The sequence below is a fragment of the Nocardia sp. Marseille-Q1738 genome, assembly GCF_965283145.1.
Genome location: NZ_CBDIMS010000005.1, coordinates 146,620 through 171,495, shown reverse-complemented (window position 1 = coordinate 171,495; position 24,876 = coordinate 146,620). Strand labels below are relative to the sequence as shown.

The following is a 24,876-nucleotide window of genomic DNA, read 5'->3' as shown; positions in this document are numbered from 1 at the left end:
TTGTTACCGTGCGTATGGCCAGGGAATCCTCTACGGCAGCGCTGCACCGGCGCGCCGAGCTCCGCGACTTTCTCCGTACCCGTCGAGCCCGCCTGACGCCCCAGGACATCGGTCTGGCGGCGGTGGGGCGGCGGCAGACGCCCGGTCTGCGGCGCGAGGAAGTCGCGATGATCGCCGGAATCGGCGTGTCCTGGTACACCTGGCTCGAGCAGGGTCGCGACATCACCGTCTCGACCGAGGTGCTCGACGCGATCGCAGCGGCACTACGGCTGACCGAGCCGGAGCGGGCACACCTGTATCTGCTCGCCGGTCTCAACCCGCCGCAACCCGGCCCGGCGGGCGACGCCGAAGTCAGCCCGCAGCTACGCCAGCTGCTCGACGCGTGGGGATCGCGGCCCGCGGTGCTGCGCGACCGTTACTGGAATCTGCTCGCGATCAACGACACGGCGCGCACGGTTTTCGGGCTCGACGACGCCGACCACAATTGCCTGGTCTCGTTCTTCACCAATGCCAGATATCGCGGCATGCACACGCAGTGGAACGCGATCGCGCCCGCGGTGGTCGCCGCGTTTCGCGCCGACGCGGCGCACTGTCCCGGCGACCCGCGGTTGGGCACGGTGATCGACGAACTCACCGCCGCCAGCCCCGAGTTCGCTCGGCTGTGGGCCCGCCACGAGGTGAACGCCCCGGTCCTGGCCGTGAAGGCGGTGCGCCATCCGGACGCGGGTGACCTGTTCTTCGACACGACCACCCTTGCGGTGGCGGACCATCCGGACTGGTGCCTGGTGCTGTACAACCCGCAGCCCGGCACCGAGACCGCGGACCGGGTGGAAGGGCTGATGCGCATCCGGCTCGCGGCCCCGGCGTGACCGCGGCCAGGTGGTGCCACACCTAGGTCAACTGCACACTGTTCGCCCAGCGCGCCCTTCGGCACGCTGATTCCCATGACGCACAGCATTTCCCGATTCGACGGCAAGATCGCGCTCATCACCGGCGGCTCGAGCGGCATGGGTCTGGCCACCGCACGACGGTTGCTCGCCGAGGGCGCACAGGTGATCATCACCGGCCGGGACAAGACCCGGCTGGAGGCCGCGGTCGAGCAGCTCGGCGAAGACCGCGTGGTGGCGATACCGGGCGACGCGGGGCGTGTCACCGATCTCGACGCGCTCGCCGCCGCCATCCGCGACCGGCACGGACGGCTGGACGTGGTGTTCGCCAACGCGGGCGTCGCCTCGTTCCAGCCGCACGGCGAGATCACCGAGGACGAATTCGACCGTGTCGTCGACATCAATTTCAAAGGCGTGTTCTTCACCATCCAGAAGACCCTGCCGCTGCTGTCCGAACACGCGGCGATCGTCATCAACGCGTCGTGGACGCTGCACCGCGGTCTGCCCGGCGCCTCCCTGTACGCGGCGACCAAAGCGGCCGTGCACAACCTGGCCCACACCCTCGCCGCCGAACTGGCACCCAAGGGAATTCGCGTCAATTCCGTGAGCCCCGGCTATATCGAGACCCCCATGTTCCACGACAACGTGAGTCCGGAAGCGCACACCGCGGTTATCGCCGAGGTGGCCGGCGGGCGGCTCGGCACCGCTGAGGATGTCGCCGACGCGGTCGCCTTCCTCGCGTCCGATGAGGCGTCCTACGTCAACGGGCAGGACCTGATCATCGACGGCGGACTGGTCGCCGCCATCTCCCGCCAGATGATCTAGCCGCCGCGCGAAATCCGGTTGACGCCCGGTTCGGGCCGCTCAGTACAGTGGGCCGGTGATTCGCACCGCGGCGCTGGCCCACATCCGGGATCGCCGCCTGCTGCAGGCGCGCTCGGTCGGCAAGGACGTCTTCTACATGGCCGGCGGCAAGATCGATCCCGGAGAGACGCCCGAGGCGGCCTTGCATCGTGAGGTGCGCGAGGAACTCGGCGTTGGCGTCGTCTCCTACGCCGAGCTCGGGGTATTCCAGGCCGAGGCGTACGGGCACTCCCCCGGTACCCGGCTGCACATGACCTGTTTCACCGCCGAACTCGACGCCGAACCGCGACCGACCAGCGAGATCGCCGAGCTGCGCTACTTCACCGTGCGCGAGTACGCCGCCATGGACCACGTCGCCCCCGGCTCGATGATGGTCTTCCGCAAGCTGCACGAACTCGGCGCGGTCGACTGGTAACCCACCCGTATCCCCGCGCCGCACGTGTTCGGCCCGTGCTTCACCTCCCCTCGCTGTTGCCGGTCGCGAATGGGCCGGATCGGTGCAGCTGCTCCCGGCGAATTCGGACCGAATGAACCAGCAGCCGGATCACCAAGCCGATCAGGACCAGATTGCCGATCATCTGGGTGAGCACGACAGCCCGGGAGGTCTCCGACGTGGCCACGATGTCGCCGAATCCGACTGTGGTGAAGACCGTTACGCAGAAATAGAGTGCGTCGATCCGCGTCAGCGGCTCGCTGAAGTCGCCGGGCGCGGCATGGGAGAGCACGACGTAGACCGTCGCGTAGCCGACGAGATAGAAGCCGAACGTCGCCGTCAGCGCCTGCAACGCCTGCGCGACAGGGTCGCGCGCACGCAGCACCTGCCGGATCTGCCAGGCGGCCACCACGCCCACCGCGGCCAGACCGATCAGCAGAAGTACCAGTGTGTGCATGCCGCTGATGCGGGTGAAGGGTAGCGAGAAATACGCCAGCAGCAAGGCGGTGATGGTGACGATCGGCGGCAGCAGCGCTCGGCGGAGCACCCACCGCCGGTCTCCGGCCGATCCGCTGTGCGAACCGTTCGCTGTCGACATCGAGAATCCCCTCCGCATCGACGTCCGGCCCGCTCGGAGCCGGTCGTCCACAGGATCACGAGAAGCATGCCTGTTGCGACGCTACGCCGTCATTCCGGCCGCCACCTCGACTTATATTCATTCCGGTGCCGAAGTCCGCGCTGACGGTGTTCCGGATATCGAGCGACCTCGAAACGACAGTCCGGATGACGCACATATGCGAGGATCGGTGCACCGGCACCGTCGATCGATACGCGCGGACCCGCCACAGGGTGCGACGAGTGCCGAAGATTTCCAGGCATCGCACTGAATGACGCAAAACGGGATTCTCCACCGACTACAGGAGTAGGCCGATGATATCCAGGAAAAGCGTCACCGGAATTGCCGCAACGGCGGTCGTACTGCTCATGACCGCGGCATGCGGAGGGGACAACGACACGGAATCGACACCGACACGCGAACACACGCCCGATACGCGCACCGGTATCGCCGCGACCACCTCCCCGATCCTGAATGCCGCGCAACAAGCCATCCAGGACGCGATCAACACGGCGCTGGCCGCCGCGCCGATCAACTTCGACAGCGGCAGTTCGGATCTCAGCGCGGGAGACGTCGCCACCATCAAACTGGTCGCGGTCCCGTTGAAGGGCAATGAGGCCAAGATAGAGATCACCACCTACGCCCAGGATGCGAACTCCGCGACGGCCAAAGCCTTGGCCGAGGCCAGGGGCGACAACATCGCGGCCGAACTCGAGTCCGAGGGCATCGACAAGGCGCGCATGAAAGTGAATGCCGAGGCCAACCCGACCGCGCAGGACGTCGAGGTCGACGAGGCGCAGATCAAGGTGGTCGCCGAATAGGTGCGACAGCGTCGGCCATACTGAGGACATGGTCGCCGCCACACGCACACCACGCAGCAGCTGGATCGAACAGGGCCTCGCGGCGCTGGCGGCAGGCGGCCCGGAGGCCGTGCGGATCGAGAGCCTGGCGGCGGCGCTCGGGGTCACCAAAGGCGGTTTCTACGGGCACTTCGCCGACCGGAACGCGCTGCTGGCCGAGATGCTCGACACCTGGGAACGCGAGACCACCGACGACGTGATCACCCGCGTGGAACGCGAGGGCGGCGACGCGCGCGCGAAGATCCGGCGTGCGGGTTTGCTCACCTTTTCCGACGACCGGCTGCGCCCGATCGACCTCGCCGTCCGTGATTGGGCCCGGCGCGACCCCCGAGTCGCCGAGCGGCTGCGCCGCGTCGACAACCGGCGCATGGACTACTTGCGCGCGCTGTTCGGCAGCTACTGCTCGGACCCGGACGAGGTCGAAGCCCTCAGCATGCTCGCCTTCTGCCTGGCCATCGGCAAACACTTCCTCGCGGCCGATCACGACGGCCGCACCCGCGAGGAGGTCGTCGCACGCGCCGGGAGTTTTCTCCTCGACCTCCCGGACAGGTAGCCACGGAAATTCGGTGGTGGCGCCGCGGCGGGTGGCGGTACGGTTGCGCGACCTCGCCAGCGCGAGGGTTTGCCGACGTGCGAAGGAGTGGTTTATGTCCCGGCGAGCGCCGAGCGCGCCTCACCGTGTGGATCCGAACGACCTGTCCGGCCACGCCTGAACCAGCCGACGCCGCAAGCGCTTATCGAGGCGCGCTCGGTCTTCTCCTGCTGCATCGCAACACTGCTCAGTTAGGAGTGATCCGGGTGTCGAGCAACACCTCTTCGTCTCATCGCGGTCCCAGCCCGTCGCTGCGGACCGATACCTTCACCTGCATCCGCTGCGGACTCGTCGTCGCGACGCTCGCGCCGGACGACAGCTGGCGCAACCACTGCCCGAGCTGCCTGAGTTCGCGGCACACCCACGACCACGTCGAGGGCGGCGCGTCCGACTGCGGTGCCCGCATGGCTCCGCTCTCGATCGCCGTGCTGCGCACCGGCGAATGGGCCGTGGTGCACCGGTGCACCCGCTGTCAGGAGCTCGCGCTGCACCCCGTGTGTGGCGACGACAATCAGCTGATGCTGATGCGCATGGCCGTGCGCCCGCTGGCCGAGCCGCCGTTCCCGCTCGAAGTGTTCGGCGATCTGTAGGGGGCGCGCGATGCCACGAAGGAAACCCGAGGCACGTCGCCCGCAGCGCCCCAAGCACGTATTGCACGGGCGCGGAGGCGAATCCGGCGACATGTTCCGCTGCGTCGAGTGCCGCAGGGAAGTCCCGGTCGTCGCACCGGGCACCGCGCACCGCAATCACTGTCCGCACTGCCTGGCCAGCAAGCACGTCGACCGGCGCGTGCCGGGCGACCGCGCCGAGTCCTGCCGCGGCCGGATGGCCGCGGTGAGCATGTCGGCCAGGGACGACGGCGAATGGCTGCTGGTTCACCAGTGCCTGGCCTGCGGCTGCGTCCGGGCGAACCGCATCGCCGGCGACGACAACGCGGTGACGCTGATGCGGATCGCGTTGCGCCCGCTGGCGGATCCGCGGATCGGCCGCCGGGTACTGCTGTCGTTGTGACCGATCGGTGCAACCGTCCGGGCCGAGGACTTCTCGGCCCGGACGGAGAACCGACCAAGTCGGCTGCTCGCCTCCGCTCGGTGCAGGACTACAAACCGGGGTCCGTCCAGGGGTGCCGGTTATTCGGCGGCGAAACGGGTCGGCAACGCCGCCAAGCCGCGGATCACCACGTTCGGCTTGTACGGCGGTGTGTCCGAAAGCAATTCGATGTCGCGGACCTTCCGCAGCAACACCTCGAGCAGCACTTCCATCTCCAGCAGCGCGAGCGGTGCGCCGAGGCAGTAGTGGATGCCGAGGCTGAAGCCGAGATGCTTCTTGGCCGGGTTCATCGGGTCGGCGTAGCGGGCGACGTCGATGCGATCGGGATCGACGTACGCGGCGTCGTCGCGGTTGGCCGAATTGATCAGCACCACCACGCCTTCGCCCGGTTCGAAATCGTGTCCGGCCAGCGTGATCGGGCGGGTCGCCGCGCGCGTGGTGATCTGCACCGACGGCTCGAGGCGCAAGAGTTCGTCGGGCGCCGAAGCGGTCAGCTCCGGGCGTTTGCGCAGGGCGTCGATCTCGCCGGGGTTGCGCATCAGCTGGAGCATGCCGGTGCCGATCAGATTGGCGGTCGTCTCGTGCCCGGCCACGAACGTGGTGATGCAGGTGGCCAGCAACTCCTGCTCGGTGAGGACGTCACCGCGATCCTCGACCTGCGACAGCGCGCTGAGCAGGTCGTCCTTCGGGTCGCGGCGGCGTTCGTTCAGCAACTCGCGGAAGTACCCCATGAAGCCGCGCGAGGCCGCACTGCGCGCCTTCAGCGCTTCCTCGGGCAACGTGTAATCGTGGTCGAAGCCGCGGGCCAGATCCTGCGACCAGCGGTGCAACTGGTCATAGGCGTCCGGCGGCACGCCGATCAGCTCGCAGGCGATGATCAGCGGCAGCGGGTAGGCGATCATCTCGACGAGGTCGAATTCGCCTGCCGCCAAGGCCTGGTCGACCAGTTGCTCGGTGAGCTCGGTGATGCGCGGACGCAACCTGGTCACCATGCGCGGAGTGAAGCCCTTGGTCACCAGGTTGCGCAGCCGGGTGTGGTCCGGCGGCTCCATCCAGAGGAACGAGGTGGGCAGTTCCTCGGGCGCGTCCTCCGGCGACACCGTCGGATGCATCATGGCCGCTTCCTCCGCATGACTCCATGCGGTGGTCGACAGCACGGCGGCGCAGTCGTCGTAGCGGGTGAGCAGGTAATGGCCGAGTGGCGTCCGGTGCAGTCTGCCCGCCTCGCGCAGCACCCGGGCGGGTGTGTACGGATCGGGCCGGCCTTCGGGGCCGAAGAGCTGGGTCAGGGCTGTCTGAATGGCGGAATCCTGTTCCGCGACAGCCGTACCCGCGGTCGACGAGTCCATGGTGGTCCCTCCTGTGCGGAGCACCGACGCTGGACGGTGCTGCCGGTCGTTCGGAATGCGTCAGTGATCGGAGTGGATGCGGGAGCGCGGGCGCGGCGGCGATGACGGACCCGGCTCCGGAACAGGTCCGGGACCGGACGGGGGGATGCCCCGCGGCGTATCCGCGGACGCGCCGCCGCGCAGCAGGACCCGGCCCGCCAGCAGCGGGTGCAGCAGTGCCGCGGGCGGTTCGACCAGGTTCGCCACCCGCAGGAACGTTCGCGCCACCCGCGGGTCGACGTGCGCGGCGCGATGAACGCGGGCGACGTAGGCGTTGCCGAGCCGGGTCCGTACGGTGCGCGGTCCGGCCACGCCAGGATGCGCGAGATCGGCTCCAGCCGACAGTTGCCACGCGACGTCGAGCACCTTGTCCGCCGCCGCGTAGAACCGCGCGGGCAGACCCGGTCCGCTCCCGCCCGTGCACAGGCAGTCGCGCAGCGCGATCGCCTGCTGGGCAGCGACCGCCATACCCTGGGCGTAGAGCGGGTTGAAGCTGCACAGTGCGTCACCGAACATCAGGAATCCGTCCGGCACCGCCGCCCGGCGTGGGTAGCGCCTGCGCACCGGCGAGCGGAAGCGGTGCGGCACCGCGTCGCCGAGCGGTTCGGAGCTGCGGACGATGTCGTGGATATCCGGCGCGGCGAGCGAGGCGGCGAAGCGCGCGAAACCGTCCGGATCGGTAGGCGGATGATCGCCCAGGATCCCGGCGAGGGTGACGTGCCAGCGATCGCCCTCCACCCGGATCGCGCCGCCGCCGCGTCCATCGGTCCCGGTGGAGATGATCACCGAGGACTGACCGTCCAGCTGTCCTTCGGTGCGCCGGTAGAACCGTGAGGCGTAGCCCAGATCCACCTCGATCCGCTGCTCGTCCGGCGGTTGAGCGCCGAGCGCGGTGAGCCAGACCGAAGCCCGCGAACCGCGCCCGGAAGTGTCGACGACCAGGTCCGTGGCGTATGTCTCGTCACCCGATTCGCCGGATATCGCGACCGCGCGCACCTGGCGCGCGTCACCGATCAATCCGCGCGCTGTCCCGCTCAGCAGTCGGACCCGCGGCAGCGCCGAAGTACGTTCGCGCAGCACAGATTCCAGCAGCGGCCTGGTCGCGATCACGGATGTCAGCCCGGTCGAGGTCGGCGCGGCTCGCAGGCCGCCCACATACCACCGGGTGTCGACCAGCGCCTCGGCGATGGTCGCGCCGCGGGCCGCCATCTCGGCGGTGAACCCAGGGAAGAGTTCCTCGATGATGGTCCGGCCACGGTCGAGCAGCCCATGCAGATGCCGCGCCTGCGGCACGCCTTTGCGCATGCCCTCGACATCGAACCCGTCGCGTTCCACCACGGTCACCCGCGCGAAGTGTTCCGCCAGCACCCGGGCCGCCAGCAGCCCGGCGATGCCCGCGCCGATGACGACCGCGTGCCGCGTCTCGTTCACAGGGACACCGGCAGCGACAGGATGCCGCGGTGGATCAGGCTGGGCCGGTATTCGATCGCGTCGGCCGCCAGGGTCAGCTTCGGGGCCCGCGCCAGCAGCGCGCCGACCGCGACCCCCGCCTCGATCCGTGCCAGCGGCGCGCCCACGCAGTAGTGGACGCCCAGGCTGAAGCCGAGATGCTTTCGGGCCGGGCGATTTCCGGCATAGCGGGTGACGTCGAAGGTATCCGCGTCCGGGTAGACCCGCTCGTCCCTGCTGGCCGACGCCGTGAGCACCACGACGCCGTCGCCGCGGCGGAACTGGTGCTCGCCGACCGTGGTGTCGGCCAGGGCGACGCGGATGGTGAACTGGGTGGGCGCGTCGTAGCGCAGCATCTCGTCGAGCGCGGGGGCGATCAGTTCCGGGTTGTCCCGCAGCCGCGCGAGCTGATCCGGGTTGCGCAGCACCGCGAGCATGCCGTTGCCGATCAGGTTGATCGAGGTCTCCATGCCCGCGACCAGGGTGAGCAGTGCCATGCCGATCACTTCCGGCTCGGTGAGCTGGTCGCCGTCCGCGCTCGCCGCGACCAGAGCGCTCAGCAGATCGGGGGTCGGATTCGCCTTCTTCCGCTGGACCAAACCGGCGAAGTAGCCCATGCACTCCATCGCCGCCGCGCCGCGCGCGGCCACGTCCTCCGGGCCGAGCAGCGAATCCGGGTCGCTGCCGCGCGCGATGGCCAGCTGCCACTCCCGGAACTTCGCGCCGTCGGCCGGGTCGGCACCGAGCAGCCGGACCGGGACCATCGCCACCGCCAGCGGGACGGCCAAATCGTTGAGCACATCCAGTTCGCCGCGCTCGAGGGCGGTGTCGATGATCTCCCGAACGACCTGTCCCGCCACCGGAACCATCTCGGCCATCAGTCGGGGCGTGAAGGCCTTCGCGACCAGCTTGCGGTAGCGGCCGTGCTCGGGCGGATCCATCCGGACGAACGAACCGGGGATCGCGGCCGTGGTGTCCCGGAACGGGCTGATGCCCGCCGCGTAGCCGTGGCCCCAGTCGGCGCCGGTCAGGATCGCGGCGCACTCCTCGTAGCGGGTGACCAAGGTGACCGGCACGTCGCCGAAGGCGTACGGGAACAGCGCCGCGGCGTCCCGCACGCGCCGGTACGCCGGATACGGGTCGGCGCGCTCACTCGGATCGAAAGCATCGAAGGTCACATCGGTAGGCGTAACGGTGTTCATCGGGACTCCTGTTGCTTTCTGGACGCCCGCACCCGGTGGGCGCGATCATGCGCTCCGCACTGGTTCCTCATCGCGGCTGCTGTGCGGTGCCGGACACCCACGCCCGGCCGGCGGGACACGGCGGCCGGGCCGCCGCCCCTCATCGCGCCTCCATCCGGACACGAAGTCGCGACATGCCGCGCACGACCACATTCGGCCGGTACGGCGGTTCCTCGAGCAGGGTCATGGACGCCACCCGATCGGCGATCGCCCGCAGCACCACCCGCATCTCCAGCCGGGCCAGCGGCGCGCCGAGGCAGTAGTGCAGGCCGAGTCCGAAGGACAAGTGCCGCTCGGCTTTTCGTCCTCGCGCGTATCGCGCGATATCGAATTCGCCGGCGCGTGGAAAGGCCGCCGGGTCGCGGTTGGCGGAGGCGAGCAACACGATCACCGCCTCGCCCGGCGCGAAAGTGCGTCCGGAGATGGTGATCTCGTCATGCGCGGTGCGCGTGGTCAGGTGTACCGGGGCGTCGTAGCGCAGCACTTCGTCGACGGCGGGTTCGGACAATTCCGGGAAGCCGCGCAGCCGTTCGAACTGTTCCGGATTGCGGATGAGCGCGAGTACGCCGTTGCCGATCAGGTTGACCGTGGTCTCGTGTCCCGCGACGACGAGGATCAGCAGCGTGCCGAGCAATTCGGTGCGGGTCAGGCGCGCGCCCGCGTCGTCGGCCTGCACCAGCGCGGTGATCAGGTCCGCGCGCGGGGCGCGGCGGCGCTGCTCGACCAGGTCGCCGAAGAACTCGAGGAAGGCGCGCACGGCGTCGGTGCGCGCGGCCAACTCCTCTTGCGACAGCAGCACATCGGGGTCGAGGCCGCGCGCGATGCTGGTGGAGATCTGCCGGACGTGCTCGTGCGCCTCAGCGGGCACGCCGAGCAGTTCGCACACCATGGTCAGCGGCAGCGGGTAGGCCAGTGCCTCCAGCAGATCGACGTCGCGGTCGGCGAGCACTTTCGCCATCAGGTCGTCGACCAGCTGCTCGGCACGTTCCCGCATGCCGCTGACGGTGCGTGCGGTGAACGCCTTGCTCACCAGTCCGCGCAGCCGGGTGTGCTCCGGCGGCTCCATCCAGAGGAACGACCCGGGCAGCTCGACATCACTGTCGCCGTGCAGCAGGTCCGGTTCCTCGGCGTGGCTCCAGCGCGGGTCCTGCATGATCGCTTGCGCCTCGTGATGGCGGGTGACCAAGTGGGTATCGTGCGGACCCGGCACGAACGGCCCCGCCGCCCGCAACACCTCGTAACTGCCGTACGGGTTGTGCCGCATATGCGGAGCGACACTCTCGACGACCGCCAGCTGAACCGAGGTCAATTCCTCGACCGCGGAATGGTCGGAACTCACCGGAAACTCCTGAGTAGAAATGGATGCGACACGGAATTCCGCAGCCGGGACCGGAAAGAAATTCCGTCGTCCATGGTGGTGGGCCGCGGACGCGTGGCGCGGCGGCGATTGCCCGTTCCTATCGGCCCATAGTCGAAATACTTTATCCGCCGGTGTGATCGGCTGATCGGCATTCTTTATCGCAGACGTTAATTCACAACGAGTTCAAGGCATTGTCACAATTCGCTGTTGTGGTGGCGGACATGAATTCCGCGGAATCGGCCGAAACCCTGCACGGCCGCCTCGCCGAGATCGCCGCCGCCCATCCCGCGGTGGCGGCCACGTTCTGGTCGGTGTCGGAGACCGTGGACTACGCCGAGTTGCATCGGCGGTCCGAGGTTGCCGCCGCGGCTCTGGTACGGCGGGGTGTGCGGCGCGGGGAACCGGTGGGCATCCTCGGTCCGAACGCGCCCGAGTTCCTCACCTGCCTGTTCGGCGTCGCCGCGGCGGGTGGCGCGGCCACTCCCCTGCCGCTGCCCACGGGCGCGCGGGCGACCAGCGGCTATCCACGGAAACTGGCGGCCATCACCGCGGCAGCGGGCATGCGCACCGTGCTGGTGTCGCATCGCTTCGCCGATATCGCCACCGCGCTGCACGAGGCGATGGACGTCGAATTCATCGACACCACAATGCTTTCGGAGTCCGAAGAGGCGTCGGGTATTCCCCTTCCCGTACTCGGGCCCGACGACTCGGCCATCGTGCAGTTCACCTCCGGCAGCACCGCGACACCCAAAGGCGTCCGCCTGACCCACCACAACGTGCTCAGCGGTCTCGCGTCGATCCGTACCGGCATCCAGCTGAGCCCGGACGATCAGGGCGGCTTCTGGCTGCCGCTGTTCCATGACATGGGCCTGTTCGGCACGCTCTCGGCGATCCTGCGGGGTATTCCGGCGCATGTGTGGTCGCCGATCGCGTTCATCAAGGATCCGGCACGCTGGCTGGCCGAATTCTCTGCCAGCGGCACGACGATCACCGCGATGCCCAACTTCGGCTACGAGTCGCTGCTGGCGGCCGTCCCGCCGGAGCGGGTACGCGATTACGACCTGAGCCGCTGGCGGATCGCGTTCAACGGGTCGGAACCGATATCCCGGGGCGTCGTGCTCGCGTTCTGCGAGCGTTTCGCGCCCGCGGGATTCCGGCCGACGACGATGTTCGGCGTCTACGGCATGGCCGAAGCCACCTTGGCGGTCACCTTTCCCCCGCTCGGACGGGAACCCGTCTTCGAGTGGGTCGATCGCGCCGAGTTGTCCGACAACGCTCTGGCACGACCCGTTTCGCCGGAGACGCCGGGCGCGCGGGCGATCGCGGGCGTGGGCGCGCCGGTGCAGCGACTGCGCCTGCGTGTCGTCGCGCCCGACGGCGACCACGACCTGCCCGACGGCGCGGTCGGCGAGATCCTCATCCAGGGCGACGCGGTCACCGGCGGATACCTCACCGCCGACCCGTCGCGGGTCGCCGGGCTGTTCACCGGCGGCTGGCTGCGCACCGGCGACCTCGGATATCTGCGTGACGGGGAGCTTTTCGTCACCGGCCGGTGCAAGGACATGATCACCGTCCGCGGCGTGAACTACTACGCGCAGGACGTCGAAGCCTCCGTGCGCGGCCTCGACGGCGTGTACAAGGGCCGGTGCACGGCGGCGATCGACCCGGACGGCGCGGACGTGATCACGCTGATCGCCGAATCCGAGCGCACCGGAGCCGAAGCCGACGCCTTGGCGGAGGCGATCCGCGCCAGGATCTCCGCCGAACTCGGCCTGGCCGCGGTCGAGGTCCATCTCGTCGCGCCCCGCAGCATCCCCCGAACCAGCAGCGGCAAGCTCCAGCGGCTCGCCGCCCGCGACCTCATCACGCACCGCCGGTAACACCGACCGAACTGGAGTCCTCTCGTGCACAGCTATGACGTCTTCCGCCACTACGAGCGCCTGCATTGGAAGCTGGCCGACCTCGATCTCGACGCCATCGACAAGTCCCTGGTCCGTCCCGAGTACATCACGCTGGCCAAGAGCGCGACGATGGGTGAGTCCAACGTGATCGCCGCGGTGCACGGATTCCTGAACGAATTCCTCGACGACTACGACTTCTCCACCTTCGCGGTGGTCTGGGGCTACCAGGAAGTGCAGCACCACTACGCGTTCCGTGCCTGGCTCGGCGCCCTCGGCGAGGGTGTGGACGACAAGGCCGTGGACTCGATGCGCGAGCCGTACGCGCCCGGCACCACGCCCTCGGCGACGCTGGCCACCAACATCATCTCCGAGCTCACCGTCAACCACATCTACCGCGCGGTCGCGAGCTGGGTCGAGGAACCGGTGCTGAAAGGCTTGCTGCTCGACGCCAGTCGCGACGAGGCGGGCCACGCGCGCGAGTTCATCCACTACGCCACCGAGCGGCTGCGGCAGCGTCCCGAAGAGCTGCCCTCGGTGCTGGAGACCCTGTACGTGTACAGCTCCGAGGCCAAGATCAAGCACCCGGTCAGCACCTTCAAGGCCGGGATCAGCGAGCTGGGCGACCACGAGACCATCGATACCGGGTTCGACCTGTTCCTCGAGCAGGTCGCCGCGGAGGGCGAGCTGAACGTATTGCACGACAAGGTCCGTCGCACCTTCGGCAACATGACCGGGCTGGACCTGTCCAGCAACGCCAAGGTCCGCCGCGCCCTGGCCGACGCGATCGCCTAGCGCCATGGAACGCCACAGCACGCCCGGCGAGGACAGCATGCACGGCCGGGTGGACACCGTCCGGGTGCCCTGGTCGGTGATCCCGGACTACCACTGCTTCGGCTGCTCGCCGCACAACGCGACCGGCCTGCGCCTGCGTTTCACCCTGCACCCGGACGGCCTGCAGGCACGGTTCCGGCTCGGTCGCGAGTTCGAGTCCTACCCGGGCGTCGTGCACGGCGGCCTGATCGGCGTGATCTGCGACGAGGTGATGGGGAACCTGATCGTCCTGGCTCGCCACCACCCCGCGTTCACCGTCTCGCAGCGGACCAGGTTCCTCACGCCACTGCTCATCGGCCGCGAATACCGCTGCGTCGCAACGCTGTCCGACACCGAGGAAGACGGCCCGATCCGCGCTTCGGCTGAGATCCGCGACACCGGCGATCTCGTCTGCGCCAGCTCCACCGCGGCCTACCAGCCGTTCGCGCTCGACGACGTGCGCCACCAGCTCACCCTCGGCGACGACGAGGTCGCCGCGCTCTCCCACGCCCTGTCCAGCGGCACCGCCCGCACACCGAACGGAGTCCCGTCATGACCAGCACCCACACCGCCGACGACATCCTGCGCACCGTCACCGCCATCGCCGTCGCCGAGACCGGCATTCCGGAGGCCGAGCTGCGCCCCGACGCGGACCTGCGCGGCATGGCGGGCGTCGACTCGGTGCGCGTACTGCGCATGGTCGCCAAGATCGAGCGCACCTACGACATCGAGCTCGACGACCAGGACGTCTTCGGCCTGTCCACGCTGGACGACGTCGCCACGGTGGTCGGCAAGGCGCTGCACGAGGCGGCGGCGTGACCGTCACCGACCAGCCCGTCACCGCCGACACCAACCAGCACTACGACCTCGACCCGGACATCTTCGGCCAGTTCCTCGACCCGCTGCGCAAATACAGCTCCGCGCTCTACGCGTCCGACACCGACACCCTCGAGCAGGCGCAGCGGCGCAAGCTGCGGTTCGTGGCCGACCGGCTCGGCCTGACCGGCGGCGAACGGCTGCTGGACGTCGGCTGCGGCTGGGGATCGCTGATCTTGTTCATGGCGACGGAATATGGTTGCGAGACAACGGGTATCAGCCCGGCGCCGCGCCAGCACGAGTACATCGCCGAGCAGGCGCGCGCCCGCGGCGTCGCGGATCGGGTGCACACCCGCGTCGGCCATTTCGAGCGGATCGAGCTGCCGCCGCGGAGTTTCGACGCCGTGACGCTGCTCGGCTCGATCGTGCACATGCCCGATCTCGGCGCGATCTTCCGTCGCGCCCGCGCGGTGTTGCGCCGCGGCGGCACGCTGTACGTATCGGAGAGCTGCTTCCGCAACGCGGCGGCGCGCACGGCGTTCGACACCAAGGACGGCACCGAATTCGTCCGCGAGGACATCTTCGGATGGGGTGACCTGCGTCCGCTGTCGGACCTGGTGACCGCCGCCGAGGATGCCGGGTTCTCGATCATCGCGGTGGACGATCTCACCGACCACTACCGCCGCACCATCGATGACTGGATCGCGAACGTCGACGCCGCCGCCGAGCGCATCGACGCGCACGGCCCCGGCATGGCCGCGAAGCTGCGGCACTACCTGGAGATCGCGAACGCCGGATGGGGTTACACGACCAAGCATTACGCGCTGACCTGCCGTAACGCCCGCTGACCTCGGAGGAGGAGCACATGAACATCGAATCGGCGCTGATTCCCGTCGACGAGGTGGCCGCGGCCGTCGACGGGTTCCTCGCGGCGTCCCCGGCCGCGCGGGCCTGGGACGTGGAGACCGCGTTCGACTGGCCTCGCGCCGACGCGGGCAGGCTCACCGAGGGCCAGCGCTCCGCGGTGCGGTTCGTCACCCTGATCGAAGACCATCTGCCCGGCTACTTCGACGTCTACCACCGGTATTTCCCGGTGGACGACAGCGTGGAACCAGCGGCGTTCATCCACAACCGCGAGCTGTACCACTTCACCGTCCGCTGGGCGCTGGAGGAGGACACGCACGCTCGCGCGCTGAGCCGCTACCAGGAGGCGTCCGGGATGGCCGGACGCGACGCGTTGCGCGCGGAATTGGCGGTCGAGGGGCAGAAGCCGTTCGACCTGCCCTACCAGCACCCGGTGCAGTTCTTCGCCTACGCGCTGGTACAGGAGAAGGCGACGCAGATGTACTACCAGCATCTGCGCGACGTGGTGGACGACCCGGTGCTCGGGGCGGTGCTGGCGCGCCTGTCCCGCGACGAGGCACGGCATTTCAGTTTCATGGCCGATGTCGTCACGCGCTACCTGCGGGTACAGGGCGACGCGACGGTCCAGCCGATCCGCGACGTGATCGCCACCTTCCGCATGCCCTTGGCCGACACCATGCGCGGCTACTGGCGGTGGGCGCTGCGGATCGCCGATGTGGCCTCCTACGACCACACCGAGGCCTACGAGCACTTGGTGAAGGTGATCGACCGCGCCGTGGACGCACGCAGCGATCGCCTGGACGAACTGGTGCGCTTCATCGAGGAGTGCCGGTCGCTCGCGTGAGCTCGAACGCCGAACGGCCCTGCCGCCGAGTTCCTTTCGCGGCAGGGCCGTTCGGCGTTCGCGGGTCACCCTTCGGGGTGCAGCACCAGGATCGTGGTGGAGCCGTGCGCGATCAGCTTGCCGGCCGCGTCGGTGATCCGTCCCTCGGCGGTGGCCGTGCGCCGCCCGACGTGCACCGCGGTGGCTTCGCAGGTCAGGCGGGAACCGTCCAGCGTCACCGCACGGATGAAGTTCACTTTCAACTCCAGCGTCGTATACGCCACGCCGTCACGGAGTTTGGTGAAGACCGCGCTGCCCATCGCGGTGTCCATCAAGGTGGCCAGGACGCCGCCGTGCACGGTGAACATGGCGTTGATCGTGGCCGGGTTCGGGTCGAGGTAGTAGCGGGTGTAGCCATCCCCGGCCGTCTCCAACCGAATACCCAGGGATGCGCCGACGCCGAGATTCTCGCGAAGCCCCCGCTCGAAGACCGTGGTCAGTTCGGTGACGCGGGACGCGACGGTCCCGTTGGCATGAGTGTCGATGCTGGTCATGACTTTTCCTCCCTCGCGAACCTTGCCCCGATATTCGATCAGCGCCCGATGAACTCCACCCGGCCACCCCCGATTGCATTCCGACTTTCGATCGGCCGATAGGACGCCCCTCGGGTCCATCTCTCGCGGCCATGACCACCCGCTATTGATCAGATGGGTACTCTACGACTGCTGACGCCCGTGTGGCCGATAGCACGCGTCAACGTGCGGATCCGAAGGCAGCAGGTGCCTCGATGGGGATGGCGAGCTGTCGCATCGCCGCGGCCGCGGCATTGTATCCGCTCATCCCGTGTGCTCCGGGCCCCGGCGGAACGGCGGCCGAGCAGATGAACATCCGGTCCGCTATATGGTAGGGGCGCAGGGTGATGCGTGGTCCGCCGAAGACCAGCTGGCGAATGTTCTTGTTGCCGGTCAGGATGTCTCCGGCCACGTAGTTCGGATTGTAGGCCTGCATGTCGGTGGGGCCGACCACGGTGGTGGCGACGATGCGGTCCCGGAACCCGGGCGCGAACCGCTCGACCCCATCGAGCAGTACGTCGGTGGCATCTTCCGAATATCCTTGTGGCACATGCGCGTACAGATCGATGGGGTGCACGTTTCCGCGTGATCGTGTTGGATCCGCGAGGTACTGCTGTCCGACCATGACAAAGGGTCGATCGGGAAGCCGTCCTTGATGGATCACGCGTTCGGCGCGAACCACATCCGCCGCGCTACCGCAGACGTGCAGGCTTCCAGCCCGGCAGGCGTGGGGATTGGTCCATGGGATGCCGCCCTCGACGGCCAGGCTGACCTTGTAGGCGGCGGGTCCGTGCCGGAATCGCCGGTACGCTCGGGAGACCCGCGGAGGCAGGCGGTCCCCGGCGATGTCGGCGATCGCGGCTGGGGCGAGGTCGAACATCACGAGATCGACTGGCGGCAGTTGGTCGAGCGACTCGACCCACAGCCCGGTCTCGATCTTCCCGCCCAGATCTGTCAGTGCGGCCGCTATGGCGCCGGCGATTGCGCGCGAGCCGCCCACCGCGACCGGCCACCCGTAGCGATGGCCGGCGGTGGTGATGCCGAGACCGATTGCCGCGGACAGGATCCGCTCCTGTGGTTGCCAGCCGTGCGCCATGTTCCCAGCGAACAGCGCCCGTCCCTGCTCGGTCCGGAACAATCGTCCGAGCGTGGCGGCGGGTATCAGGGCCGGGATGCCGAATCGCGCCAACCGCAGCGGATGTGCCGGTATCCGCAGGAGCGGTTGCATGAAATCGGTTGCCAGCGGCTCGTATCCAGCGGAGGGACCGGCGAACAGGCGGCGCCAGATCGAGCCGTCGGCGCCGAGGCCCGCGGCGGTGTCCTCGACGGACCGGTACAGCACTCCTGCTGTTCCGTCGTCGAGCGGGTGCACGCAGTCGATTTCCGGCCACGCCCATTCCAGTCCGTATCGGGCCGCGTCGATTCCGGTCAAGAACGCCGACCCCACCGCCATGGGGTGGGCCATTGCGCAATGGTCGTGCAGCAGGCCGGGGAGGGTGAGTTCGCCGGAGCGGATGCCGCCGCCGATGGTGGCGGCACCCTCGAGCACGGTGACGTCCACGCCGTGGCGGGCCAGCGTGACGGCGGCGGCCAGCCCGTTCGGCCCGGAGCCGACGACGATCGCCGTGGTCATCGCACATCCGCCGGGGGCAGAACCCGTGTCTCATCGCGGCGGAGAGGGTGAACCGGGAACGGGTCGCCCGGCTCCGGCCACGGCTGGCGGGCCAGCATGTCCGCAACCAGCACATAACCTTCTTCGATGACTCCGGTCGCGGCGTCGACGATACGATACGCCTGGCGTTGCCGGTGGATGGGCTGGGATTCGAGGACGACGATGCGCAGCTCGCCTTCCTCGAATTGGCAGCGACGCTGCACCGCTGCCAGCAATTGTTCGTTGTGCAGGTGCCCTTCACCGAAGTTCCAGCCCAGCAGCGGGCCTGCGACAACCTCTCCGTCCCGGATTGCGTAGTCCTCTTCGTTGTCGACCGCCCGGGTGATCAGATCGTTCAGCGCCCGGCCGTGGGTATGCATCGATCGCCACCCCATCCCGATCTGGAACAGGATGTCGGCGACCTCCGGGCCGTACAGCTTGGTCAACTGGGTGACCGGCAGTGCGGCGCTCGCGGTCACATGCTGCTCGAGCTTCAGCTCGGCGTCCCCGCGGAAACACCAGGCGCTGGTGGCCCAGTTGCCGGCGTAGTAGCGCATCGACGCCAGGAACGAAACCCATTGCGGCCGAATATGTCCGAGGAGGACGACGAGTGCCGAGAACAGAATCAGCGCGAGTACCAGCGGTGATCGAAGCTCCCAGACGTCGATGTAGCCATAGTGTCCGAACAGGTAGAACAGGCTGCAGATGAAGAAGATGTTCCATTCCAGCGGCACGCCCATCGGCACCGTGGAGATGATGTGCAGGTGGAAGACCGCCATGAAGATGATCGCCGCCCAGGTCAGCGGGCCGCCATTGCCGAGGAAGACCAGGTAGGCGGGAACCAGGTATTCCACGACAGTGCCGCCGTGGGCCAGCAGGGACGGGATCCACGACGGGCGCAGGTCCTGCGGCGGGTTGCGATACATCTTGCGCTCGAGCCATCTGATCCGCATGACCGGGCTGTTGCTCATCATGACGGCTACCACGTGCCCGAAGTGGTGGTTGAGCTTGGACGTGGCCGCACCCCACCACAGTGCCAGCATGACCAGCTTGAATCCGATCATCATGTCGGCGAACGGGACGAAGAACATCAGCAGCATCAACAGATAGTGCTCGGAGCGGGCGGCCAGAAACACCGTCTTGTCCCGCAACCCGAGCGTGCCGAGGGCAACGACGAGAGCAATGACGACCGTGGGATCGAGCAGGCCGGCCCGACTGCCGTCCACCGGGGGCGCACCATGACCGGGTGCGAGCAACGCGCAGATTCCGGATCCGAGGACGACCGCATACAGGGCGACGTCGATGACGCCGCGCTCGTCACCACGGGTGAACGGCACCTTCCCCGGCCACGGCGGAAGCCGCAGCGTGCCGGGACGCAGGAAGTACAGAAACCCGCCGACCGGCGGCAGGAACCGCATGGTGAGCGGCCCGAACCCACACCCGAACCCGAGGATTTCGAACAACAGGGTCCAGACGATCAGTTTCTGGTAGGCAATCGGCTCGGTCCACCATGAGGTGATGTCGGTGAGCGCTCCGAGTCCAGGAGTCAGGGAGATCACCGCTGCCGCGCCGAGGACATACAGGGCGCACTTGAGGATGTAGAGCAGGTAGACGGCATAAGGGGTGCCGAAACCGTGCTCGACCCAGTGTTCGGCAACGATGCGGAGCCGTTCGCCGCGCGGTCGAGTCTTCCATTCGGCGTAGTCGATGTCCGGAAGATCCGGTTTTGTGAATCCCATGGCAGATGTCTTTCGAGGTGGAAATTGAGGGGCGTCAGAGGCGCGCTTCGACCGCGCGGGCGCGCAGCGCCCGCTTGTCGATCTTCCCGACGGGGTTCTTCGGGATCTCGTCTACGGTCACGATCAGATCGGGAAGCTTGTACTGCGCCAAGGACTTCCGGAGATGATCGAGCATCTGTTCCGGCTCGACCGCGGCGTCATCGCGATAGGACACGAAGGCGACGGGCACTTCGCCGTACACCGGGTGCGGTCGCCCGATCACGGCGGCCTCGAGCACCTGCGGGTGGGTGTAGATCGCGGACTCGATCTCCTTGGGAGAGATGTTCTCGCCGCCGCGGATGATCATGTCCTTGATGCGGTCGACCAGGGTGAGGTAGCCGTCGGCGTCGATGCGGCCGGCGTCTCCCGTGCGCAGCCAGCCGTCGACGATCACCTTCGCCGTCTCCTCGGGCCGACCGAGATACCCCCGCATCACCGTCGGGCCTTTGATCACGACCTCGCCGACCGATCCGTGGCCGAGGAAGTTGCCGTCGCTGTCGACGACAGCGATTTCCTGCCCCGGCAGCGCGATGCCGACGGTGCCGGGTTTGCGGACACCGTCGAGCGGAGTACCCGTGCTCGCGCACGTCCCCTCCGACAGGCCATAGCCTTCGTAGATCGGGACACCGTAGCGCTCCTCGAACCGGGTGAGCAGCTCGACAGGCATGGGAGCCGCACCGCAGAGCGCGAACCGGACCGAGGAGGTGTCGGGCCGGATCTCGTCCGGCAGCGCCGACAGCATCGCGTAGATGGCCGGCACCGCGGAGAAATAGGTCGGCCGCGCCGCCTCGACCCGGTCGAAAAAGGTCCGCGGCGAGAACCGGCCGGCGACAGTGGTCCGGCCCCCGGCGAGCAGTGGCGACAGCACGCTGACCACGATGCCGTTGACATGGAACAGCGGCAGGATCAACAGGCTGTGATCGGCAGCGGTCAGTCGCATGCCCGCGACCATCGTCTCGGCCATCGCCATGATGTTCGCGTGCGTCAGCTCGACGCCCTTGGGGCGTCCGGTGGTACCGCTGGTGTAGATGATCAACGCCAGGGCGTCGCCCGAGAACTCGGTTGCCTCCGCGCCACCGACGCGGCCCTCGTGCCGATCCAGGTCGGGCACCGAAAGCCGCTGCGGCACAGTGACATCGCCGGACTCGCTGTGGTCAGCGCAGACCAGCGCCCGAGCGCGGGAATCGTTCAGCTGATAGTTCACCTCGACCGGGGTCAGCGACGGGTTGATCGGTGTCGCCGCGGCACCCAGCCGCCAAGCCGCGAACAACGCCACGATCAATTCCAGCCGGTTGGGCAGCATCACGGCGACAACGTCGCCGACACCGATCCCGGCTTTCGACAACCGATCGGCGTACTTTCGCACGAGGTCGAGGAATTCGGCGTTGGTGATCCGCCCGAGGTTGTCGTCGGCAAGACAGGGGTTGGTGGGGGAGTTCCCGGCGCGTACATCCGGGAGGGCGGCGAAGTGCATGTCGATCTCCTTGCTGACGCAGCAGCTCGCTTGCGTGAACGCCACGTTAGGAAGGTGATGTGACCTGGACCATATAGCGGGCGCATGAAGAAATCCGGTGTGATCGTGCGCACCGCACGACGGATGCTTCAGTCACCCACGGGCTGCAGCACAGTCGATCCCAGCCATCGGCAAGCCAGCAGGGCGACCTCGACGTCGAGCCGTCCCTCCCGCAGCGAATGCCCCAGCACCGCCTCCGCCTTGCGGATCCGGTACTGGACGGTGTTGCGGTGCAGTACCAGCCGCTCGGCCGTTGTCTGGAAGCTGCCGTTGGTGTCCAGGAAGACACGCGCCGTCTCACGCAGCTGTGCCGTGGCATCGTCATCACGCGCCAGCGACCCGAGGATTTCACTGATCCATGCCCGGGTGGCGGCCAGATCCGAGCACATCAGCGCGATCGGCCCGACCTGTGCCGAATACGACACCGGCGCACGCTGCGGTGCCGGTGCGGACATCGCGACCACCTGCGCTTGTGTCGCTTGGCGATGGGTCAGTCGGAAGCCCTCCAGCCCGGCGGCAGGTCTGCCCACCGCGACCCAGGTCGCCTCCGGCGGGCACACCGCGGCCGGGTTCATGTCCAGTTCCGGTTGCGGGAGCCACGCCCACAGCGTCGATTCGTCGGCCGGGATCAGCAGGGGTTGGCCTTGGCAGTGCAGCTGATCGGCGATGATGGTCGCAAGGTGTTTGGCCGCACGGAGCTGGCCAGTGCCCGCGTCGGACCAGACGACCAGGCCCAAGTGGGTTCGGTCGAGGCGATACCCCAGCGCACGTTCGCTGTCACCCGGGTCGACGCGCTGTCCGGACAGGATCGAGCGCACCCGACCGGTGCGGACGGCCATCTGGTTCTGCAACCACCGGTCCCGCTCGTCCTCGTAGGCGGCCACGACTTGCTGGGAGACCCGATCGATGTAGGCGAACGAGCGGTCGGTCATTTCGGCCACCGCCGCCGTGACCAGCGTGGGGTCACTCGTCGCGGCGGTGATCTCACCGAGCATGTGGCCGGTGAACAGTCGCTCGCCGATGCGGTACGCCCGCAGCAGCGCGGTGATCGAAGTGCCGCGCTGGGCCAGGCGACGGGCGTACTCCAACGCCTCGGCCGGCGCATCGATCTCTTCGACGTCCAGTCCCAGCTCATAGACATGCAAGGCGATCACGACGTTGCCGGTGACGCTGGCGCGCAGCAGAGCCTCGACTCGGCTGTCGCCGCGCAGTTCCGGCTCGATCGCGAGCATCTGCTCCGTCAACTGTTCGGAGAGGGCCAGTGCACGCCGGCTCAGCCCTCCCGCGATCCTCGCGAGCAATTCTGCGCCGTTGCTCTGCATGTCCAGCTGCCTCCCGACCGACGAGCGAAGCCGAGACAGCTACGGTTGCCGAATCGGCGACACCTCGCTCGATCGAGCTCCTCTGCGTCGGCTATCTGGACAGTATGGCGCTGGAGAGCGAGCACCACTTCGCCGGCGTTCGGCACCGGTGAACAGCCCCGGCGGCCGACGGGGCCTTCCCGCTCGGACAGACAATCACCCCTTGACGCAACCATTCGGTTGCAATATTGTCAATGGCAACAAAATGGTTGCTATATATTGGAGGCTGTTATGGGATTCCCCGATAAGATCGTGCGGACCGTCGAGTTCGCACATGCGCCCGCGAAGGTGTGGGCGGCGCTGACCACGGCCGAGGGCCTCGGCACTTGGTTCGGTCATGCGGCGACGATCGACCTGCGTCCCGGAGGCGCGGCGGAAATGTCATGGAAGAGTGGCGACAAGGCGGATATGCGCATCGAACGGGTCGAGGAGCCGACGGCGTTCGGGTTCACCTGGCACATCTACGGCCTGCCGGACGACGACCCGCGCCGCACGTATGTCGAGTTCACGCTGGAGCCGGCCGGCGCCGGAACTCGGCTGACCGTGGTGGAAACCGGCTTCGCCCAGTTGCCTCCGGATGAATATCGCAAGGCGTTCGACGGCAACACCGAGGGTTGGGCGAGCGAGCTGGGTGAACTGGTCGAATACCTTGACGCCGCCTGATATCGAGGCGATCGCCGAGCAGGTCTTCGTCGCCTTGGCCGACCCAAGCCGCCGCGGCATCCTCGCCGCGTTGGCGGCCGGTGGCCCCGCCACGGCAACGGATCTGGCCGATCGCCTGCCGATCACCCGGCAGGCGATCGCCAAACACCTCGCCCTATTGGCGGACGCGGGCCTGGTCACGGCCGAACCGGGAGAACGACGCCGAATCCGATACCGGCTCAACTCCGCCCCGATGCAAGTGGCGCAACAGTTTCTGGCCGCGCTCGCCCGCGACTGGGACGGTCAGTTCGACGCCTTACGGAGACACCTCGACGACAGGTAACGCGCCTTCCACGCGGATCGGCTGCAGGCAGTGTCTCGAAGTCTCTGATGGGGTGGCACGGCGAAGCGGTGCCGCCCCATCAGTATGTTCGGTGGAAGCTGTTGCCCGCGTTGGCATGTAAGTGAGGTCTCCGGTATTCGGATTAGCGACCAAGCAAATCTGAATAGTGCCGGAGACCTCATGGCCAGCGTAGCGGTGGCGAGTCGTGCGGACCTGACCGACGCCCAGTGGGCGCGGTTGGAACCGTTGCTGCCCCGACCGAAGAAGACAGGCCGCCCGTCGAAGTGGACGAAGCGGCAGCTCATCGACGGGATCCGGTGGCGGACACGAGTCGGGTCGCCGTGGCGCGACGTCCCGGCCGAATACGGGTCCTGGCAGGCGGTGTATGGACTGTTCCGACGCTGGCAGCGGGCTGGTGCGTGGTCGGTGATCCTCACATCACTGCAGGTCCTGGCCGATGCAGCCGGGGCGATCGACTGGCAGGTGAGCGTGGACTCCACGATCACCCGGGCCCACCAGCACGCCGCCGGTGCGCGCCGCGATGGCGGTGGCCAGGCTGAGCCGCCGGCCGGTCCGGGTGAGTCCGAGCCGGTCGACCATGGGTTGGGGCGCTCGCGGGGCGGGTGGACCAGCAAGCTGCATCTGGCGTGTGAGCAGGGCTGCCGGGCACTGTCGGTACTGGTCACCGCTGGTCAGGCCGGTGACAGTCCGCAGTTCACGGCAGTGCTGGACAGCATCGTGGTGCCGAAAACCGGTGGTGGGCGTGCCCGGATGCGGCCGCAGCGGGTACTGGCCGACAAAGCGTATTCCAGTCGCGGTAACCGGCAATGGTTACGTCGTCACGGGACCGCGGCGACGATTCCGGTCCCGGCCGATCAGGCCGCGCACCGGCGGCGTCGCGGTTCTGCCGGTGGTCTACCGTGACCGCAATGCGGTCGAGCGTGGCATCAACCAGCTCAAACAGCATCGGGCCGTGGCCACCCGGTTCGACAAACTCGCGGTCCGTTACCAGGCCACGATCCACATCGCCGTCATCAACCAATGGCTCCGGTACCAGTGATG

25 protein-coding genes and 1 pseudogene are annotated in these 24,876 nt (G+C 68.0%); 16 read left to right on the top strand and 10 right to left on the bottom strand.

Going from position 1 to position 24,876, the window contains the following annotated elements; genetic code table 11:
- The first annotated feature begins 14 nt into the window (after positions 1-14).
- The 3 genes from ACWPXK_RS20295 (at position 15) to ACWPXK_RS20285 (ending at position 2,166) form a co-directional block, all read left to right on the top strand.
- Positions 15-869 carry a helix-turn-helix transcriptional regulator gene (locus ACWPXK_RS20295; protein WP_454197726.1) on the top strand — a complete coding sequence of 285 codons (855 nt, stop codon included), beginning with the start codon at positions 15-17 and terminating at the stop codon, positions 867-869.
- A 75-nt stretch (positions 870-944) separates the two neighbouring features.
- The gene (locus tag ACWPXK_RS20290) at positions 945-1,712 is read left to right on the top strand and encodes a glucose 1-dehydrogenase (RefSeq protein ID WP_454197725.1); all 768 of its coding nucleotides are present in this window, start codon (positions 945-947) and stop codon (positions 1,710-1,712) included.
- 55 nt (positions 1,713-1,767) lie between these two features.
- Positions 1,768-2,166 carry an NUDIX hydrolase gene (locus tag ACWPXK_RS20285; protein WP_454197724.1) on the top strand — a complete coding sequence of 133 codons (399 nt, stop codon included), beginning with the start codon at positions 1,768-1,770 and terminating at the stop codon, positions 2,164-2,166.
- 40 nt (positions 2,167-2,206) lie between these two features.
- Here the strand turns inward: ACWPXK_RS20285 and ACWPXK_RS20280 are convergent, their stop codons facing one another.
- Entirely contained in the window at positions 2,207-2,782 is a 576-nt protein-coding gene (locus ACWPXK_RS20280; RefSeq protein ID WP_454197723.1) for a potassium channel family protein, read from the bottom strand.
- A gap of 332 nt (positions 2,783-3,114) precedes the next feature.
- On the opposite strand from ACWPXK_RS20280, the gene ACWPXK_RS20275 reads away from it, so the two are divergent.
- The 4 genes from ACWPXK_RS20275 (at position 3,115) to ACWPXK_RS20260 (ending at position 5,263) form a co-directional block, all read left to right on the top strand.
- On the top strand, positions 3,115-3,621 hold the full coding sequence (locus ACWPXK_RS20275) for an OmpA family protein (RefSeq protein ID WP_454197722.1): 507 nt from the start codon (positions 3,115-3,117) through the stop codon (positions 3,619-3,621).
- Between the two features lie 28 nt (positions 3,622-3,649).
- Complete coding sequence (locus ACWPXK_RS20270) at positions 3,650-4,213, top strand: TetR/AcrR family transcriptional regulator (RefSeq protein ID WP_454197721.1); 564 nt, start codon at positions 3,650-3,652, stop codon at positions 4,211-4,213.
- Between the two features lie 245 nt (positions 4,214-4,458).
- Positions 4,459-4,842: an RNHCP domain-containing protein gene (locus tag ACWPXK_RS20265; RefSeq protein WP_454197720.1), complete on the top strand. Its 384-nt coding sequence runs from the start codon at positions 4,459-4,461 to the stop codon at positions 4,840-4,842.
- A gap of 10 nt (positions 4,843-4,852) precedes the next feature.
- Positions 4,853-5,263 carry an RNHCP domain-containing protein gene (locus ACWPXK_RS20260; RefSeq protein ID WP_454197719.1) on the top strand — a complete coding sequence of 137 codons (411 nt, stop codon included), beginning with the start codon at positions 4,853-4,855 and terminating at the stop codon, positions 5,261-5,263.
- 119 nt (positions 5,264-5,382) lie between these two features.
- Here the strand turns inward: ACWPXK_RS20260 and ACWPXK_RS20255 are convergent, their stop codons facing one another.
- The 4 genes from ACWPXK_RS20255 to ACWPXK_RS20240 all read right to left on the bottom strand — a co-directional run bounded on the left by ACWPXK_RS20255 (position 5,383) and on the right by ACWPXK_RS20240 (position 10,719).
- On the bottom strand, positions 5,383-6,651 hold the full coding sequence (locus tag ACWPXK_RS20255) for a cytochrome P450 (protein ID WP_454197718.1): 1,269 nt from the start codon (positions 6,649-6,651) through the stop codon (positions 5,383-5,385).
- 60 nt (positions 6,652-6,711) lie between these two features.
- Complete coding sequence (locus ACWPXK_RS20250) at positions 6,712-8,121, bottom strand: FAD-dependent oxidoreductase (protein ID WP_454197717.1); 1,410 nt, start codon at positions 8,119-8,121, stop codon at positions 6,712-6,714.
- Complete coding sequence (locus ACWPXK_RS20245) at positions 8,118-9,341, bottom strand: cytochrome P450 (protein ID WP_454197716.1); 1,224 nt, start codon at positions 9,339-9,341, stop codon at positions 8,118-8,120. The genes ACWPXK_RS20250 and ACWPXK_RS20245 overlap by 4 nt, the downstream gene beginning before the upstream one ends.
- 139 nt (positions 9,342-9,480) lie before the next feature.
- The gene (locus tag ACWPXK_RS20240; protein ID WP_454197715.1) at positions 9,481-10,719 is read right to left on the bottom strand and encodes a cytochrome P450; all 1,239 of its coding nucleotides are present in this window, start codon (positions 10,717-10,719) and stop codon (positions 9,481-9,483) included.
- Between the two features lie 242 nt (positions 10,720-10,961).
- On the opposite strand from ACWPXK_RS20240, the gene ACWPXK_RS20235 reads away from it, so the two are divergent.
- From ACWPXK_RS20235 to ACWPXK_RS20210, 6 genes are read left to right on the top strand one after another with little or no spacing between them, the layout of a single operon-like run.
- On the top strand, positions 10,962-12,620 hold the full coding sequence (locus tag ACWPXK_RS20235) for a fatty acyl-AMP ligase (RefSeq protein WP_454197714.1): 1,659 nt from the start codon (positions 10,962-10,964) through the stop codon (positions 12,618-12,620).
- Positions 12,621-12,644: 24 nt separating this feature from the next.
- The gene (locus ACWPXK_RS20230; protein WP_454197713.1) at positions 12,645-13,433 is read left to right on the top strand and encodes a ferritin-like domain-containing protein; all 789 of its coding nucleotides are present in this window, start codon (positions 12,645-12,647) and stop codon (positions 13,431-13,433) included.
- 4 nt (positions 13,434-13,437) lie between these two features.
- A complete protein-coding gene (locus tag ACWPXK_RS20225) occupies positions 13,438-14,007 on the top strand; it encodes a PaaI family thioesterase (protein WP_454197712.1) in 570 nt (189 codons plus the stop codon).
- Positions 14,004-14,270: an acyl carrier protein gene (locus ACWPXK_RS20220; RefSeq protein WP_454197711.1), complete on the top strand. Its 267-nt coding sequence runs from the start codon at positions 14,004-14,006 to the stop codon at positions 14,268-14,270. Before ACWPXK_RS20225 ends, ACWPXK_RS20220 begins: the two co-directional genes overlap by 4 nt.
- Entirely contained in the window at positions 14,267-15,115 is an 849-nt protein-coding gene (locus tag ACWPXK_RS20215; RefSeq protein WP_454197710.1) for an SAM-dependent methyltransferase, read from the top strand. Before ACWPXK_RS20220 ends, ACWPXK_RS20215 begins: the two co-directional genes overlap by 4 nt.
- Positions 15,116-15,132: 17 nt before the next feature.
- Positions 15,133-15,975 (top strand): acyl-ACP desaturase, encoded by an 843-nt coding sequence (locus ACWPXK_RS20210; RefSeq protein WP_454197709.1) that lies wholly within the window; start codon positions 15,133-15,135, stop codon positions 15,973-15,975.
- A gap of 65 nt (positions 15,976-16,040) precedes the next feature.
- Here ACWPXK_RS20210 and ACWPXK_RS20205 read toward each other — a convergent pair whose 3' ends face one another.
- The 5 genes from ACWPXK_RS20205 to ACWPXK_RS20185 form a co-directional block, all read right to left on the bottom strand.
- On the bottom strand, positions 16,041-16,508 hold the full coding sequence (locus ACWPXK_RS20205) for a PaaI family thioesterase (protein WP_454197708.1): 468 nt from the start codon (positions 16,506-16,508) through the stop codon (positions 16,041-16,043).
- Positions 16,509-16,707: 199 nt separating this feature from the next.
- Positions 16,708-18,159, bottom strand: coding sequence for a phytoene desaturase family protein (locus ACWPXK_RS20200; RefSeq protein WP_454197707.1), 1,452 nt, complete (start codon positions 18,157-18,159; stop codon positions 16,708-16,710).
- Positions 18,156-19,916 carry a DUF3556 domain-containing protein gene (locus ACWPXK_RS20195; RefSeq protein WP_454197706.1) on the bottom strand — a complete coding sequence of 587 codons (1,761 nt, stop codon included), beginning with the start codon at positions 19,914-19,916 and terminating at the stop codon, positions 18,156-18,158. Before ACWPXK_RS20195 ends, ACWPXK_RS20200 begins: the two co-directional genes overlap by 4 nt.
- A 34-nt stretch (positions 19,917-19,950) precedes the next feature.
- On the bottom strand, positions 19,951-21,429 hold the full coding sequence (locus ACWPXK_RS20190; protein ID WP_454197987.1) for a class I adenylate-forming enzyme family protein: 1,479 nt from the start codon (positions 21,427-21,429) through the stop codon (positions 19,951-19,953).
- Positions 21,430-21,557: 128 nt separating this feature from the next.
- Positions 21,558-22,790, bottom strand: coding sequence for a PucR family transcriptional regulator (locus ACWPXK_RS20185; protein WP_454197705.1), 1,233 nt, complete (start codon positions 22,788-22,790; stop codon positions 21,558-21,560).
- 270 nt (positions 22,791-23,060) lie between these two features.
- Between ACWPXK_RS20185 and ACWPXK_RS20180 the strand changes: the two genes are divergently transcribed.
- The 3 genes and pseudogenes from ACWPXK_RS20180 to ACWPXK_RS20170 all read left to right on the top strand — a co-directional run bounded on the left by ACWPXK_RS20180 (position 23,061) and on the right by ACWPXK_RS20170 (position 24,874).
- Positions 23,061-23,492, top strand: coding sequence for an SRPBCC domain-containing protein (locus tag ACWPXK_RS20180; protein ID WP_454197704.1), 432 nt, complete (start codon positions 23,061-23,063; stop codon positions 23,490-23,492).
- Positions 23,479-23,814 carry an ArsR/SmtB family transcription factor gene (locus ACWPXK_RS20175; protein WP_454197703.1) on the top strand — a complete coding sequence of 112 codons (336 nt, stop codon included), beginning with the start codon at positions 23,479-23,481 and terminating at the stop codon, positions 23,812-23,814. Before ACWPXK_RS20180 ends, ACWPXK_RS20175 begins: the two co-directional genes overlap by 14 nt.
- Before the next feature lie 180 nt (positions 23,815-23,994).
- Positions 23,995-24,874, top strand: a pseudogene (locus ACWPXK_RS20170) (IS5 family transposase).
- The last annotated feature ends 2 nt before the right edge of the window (positions 24,875-24,876 follow it).

Excerpts from the sequence above, each read along its gene's own strand:
- ACWPXK_RS20180 (WP_454197704.1), top strand. The coding sequence starts at position 23,061 with ATGGGATTCCCCGATAAGATCGTGCGGACCGTCGAGTTCGCACATGCG.
- ACWPXK_RS20280 (WP_454197723.1), bottom strand. The coding sequence starts at position 2,782 with ATGTCGACAGCGAACGGTTCGCACAGCGGATCGGCCGGAGACCGGCGG.
- ACWPXK_RS20210 (WP_454197709.1), top strand. The coding sequence starts at position 15,133 with ATGAACATCGAATCGGCGCTGATTCCCGTCGACGAGGTGGCCGCGGCC.
- ACWPXK_RS20270 (WP_454197721.1), top strand. The coding sequence starts at position 3,650 with ATGGTCGCCGCCACACGCACACCACGCAGCAGCTGGATCGAACAGGGC.
- ACWPXK_RS20190 (WP_454197987.1), bottom strand. The coding sequence starts at position 21,429 with ATGCACTTCGCCGCCCTCCCGGATGTACGCGCCGGGAACTCCCCCACC.
- ACWPXK_RS20290 (WP_454197725.1), top strand. The coding sequence starts at position 945 with ATGACGCACAGCATTTCCCGATTCGACGGCAAGATCGCGCTCATCACC.
- ACWPXK_RS20205 (WP_454197708.1), bottom strand. The coding sequence starts at position 16,508 with ATGACCAGCATCGACACTCATGCCAACGGGACCGTCGCGTCCCGCGTC.
- ACWPXK_RS20225 (WP_454197712.1), top strand. The coding sequence starts at position 13,438 with ATGGAACGCCACAGCACGCCCGGCGAGGACAGCATGCACGGCCGGGTG.
- ACWPXK_RS20255 (WP_454197718.1), bottom strand. The coding sequence starts at position 6,651 with ATGGACTCGTCGACCGCGGGTACGGCTGTCGCGGAACAGGATTCCGCC.
- ACWPXK_RS20245 (WP_454197716.1), bottom strand. The coding sequence starts at position 9,341 with ATGAACACCGTTACGCCTACCGATGTGACCTTCGATGCTTTCGATCCG.
- ACWPXK_RS20260 (WP_454197719.1), top strand. The coding sequence starts at position 4,853 with ATGCCACGAAGGAAACCCGAGGCACGTCGCCCGCAGCGCCCCAAGCAC.
- ACWPXK_RS20200 (WP_454197707.1), bottom strand. The coding sequence starts at position 18,159 with ATGACCACGGCGATCGTCGTCGGCTCCGGGCCGAACGGGCTGGCCGCC.
- ACWPXK_RS20235 (WP_454197714.1), top strand. The coding sequence starts at position 10,962 with ATGAATTCCGCGGAATCGGCCGAAACCCTGCACGGCCGCCTCGCCGAG.
- ACWPXK_RS20195 (WP_454197706.1), bottom strand. The coding sequence starts at position 19,916 with ATGGGATTCACAAAACCGGATCTTCCGGACATCGACTACGCCGAATGG.
- ACWPXK_RS20275 (WP_454197722.1), top strand. The coding sequence starts at position 3,115 with ATGATATCCAGGAAAAGCGTCACCGGAATTGCCGCAACGGCGGTCGTA.
- ACWPXK_RS20185 (WP_454197705.1), bottom strand. The coding sequence starts at position 22,790 with ATGCAGAGCAACGGCGCAGAATTGCTCGCGAGGATCGCGGGAGGGCTG.
- ACWPXK_RS20295 (WP_454197726.1), top strand. The coding sequence starts at position 15 with ATGGCCAGGGAATCCTCTACGGCAGCGCTGCACCGGCGCGCCGAGCTC.
- ACWPXK_RS20220 (WP_454197711.1), top strand. The coding sequence starts at position 14,004 with ATGACCAGCACCCACACCGCCGACGACATCCTGCGCACCGTCACCGCC.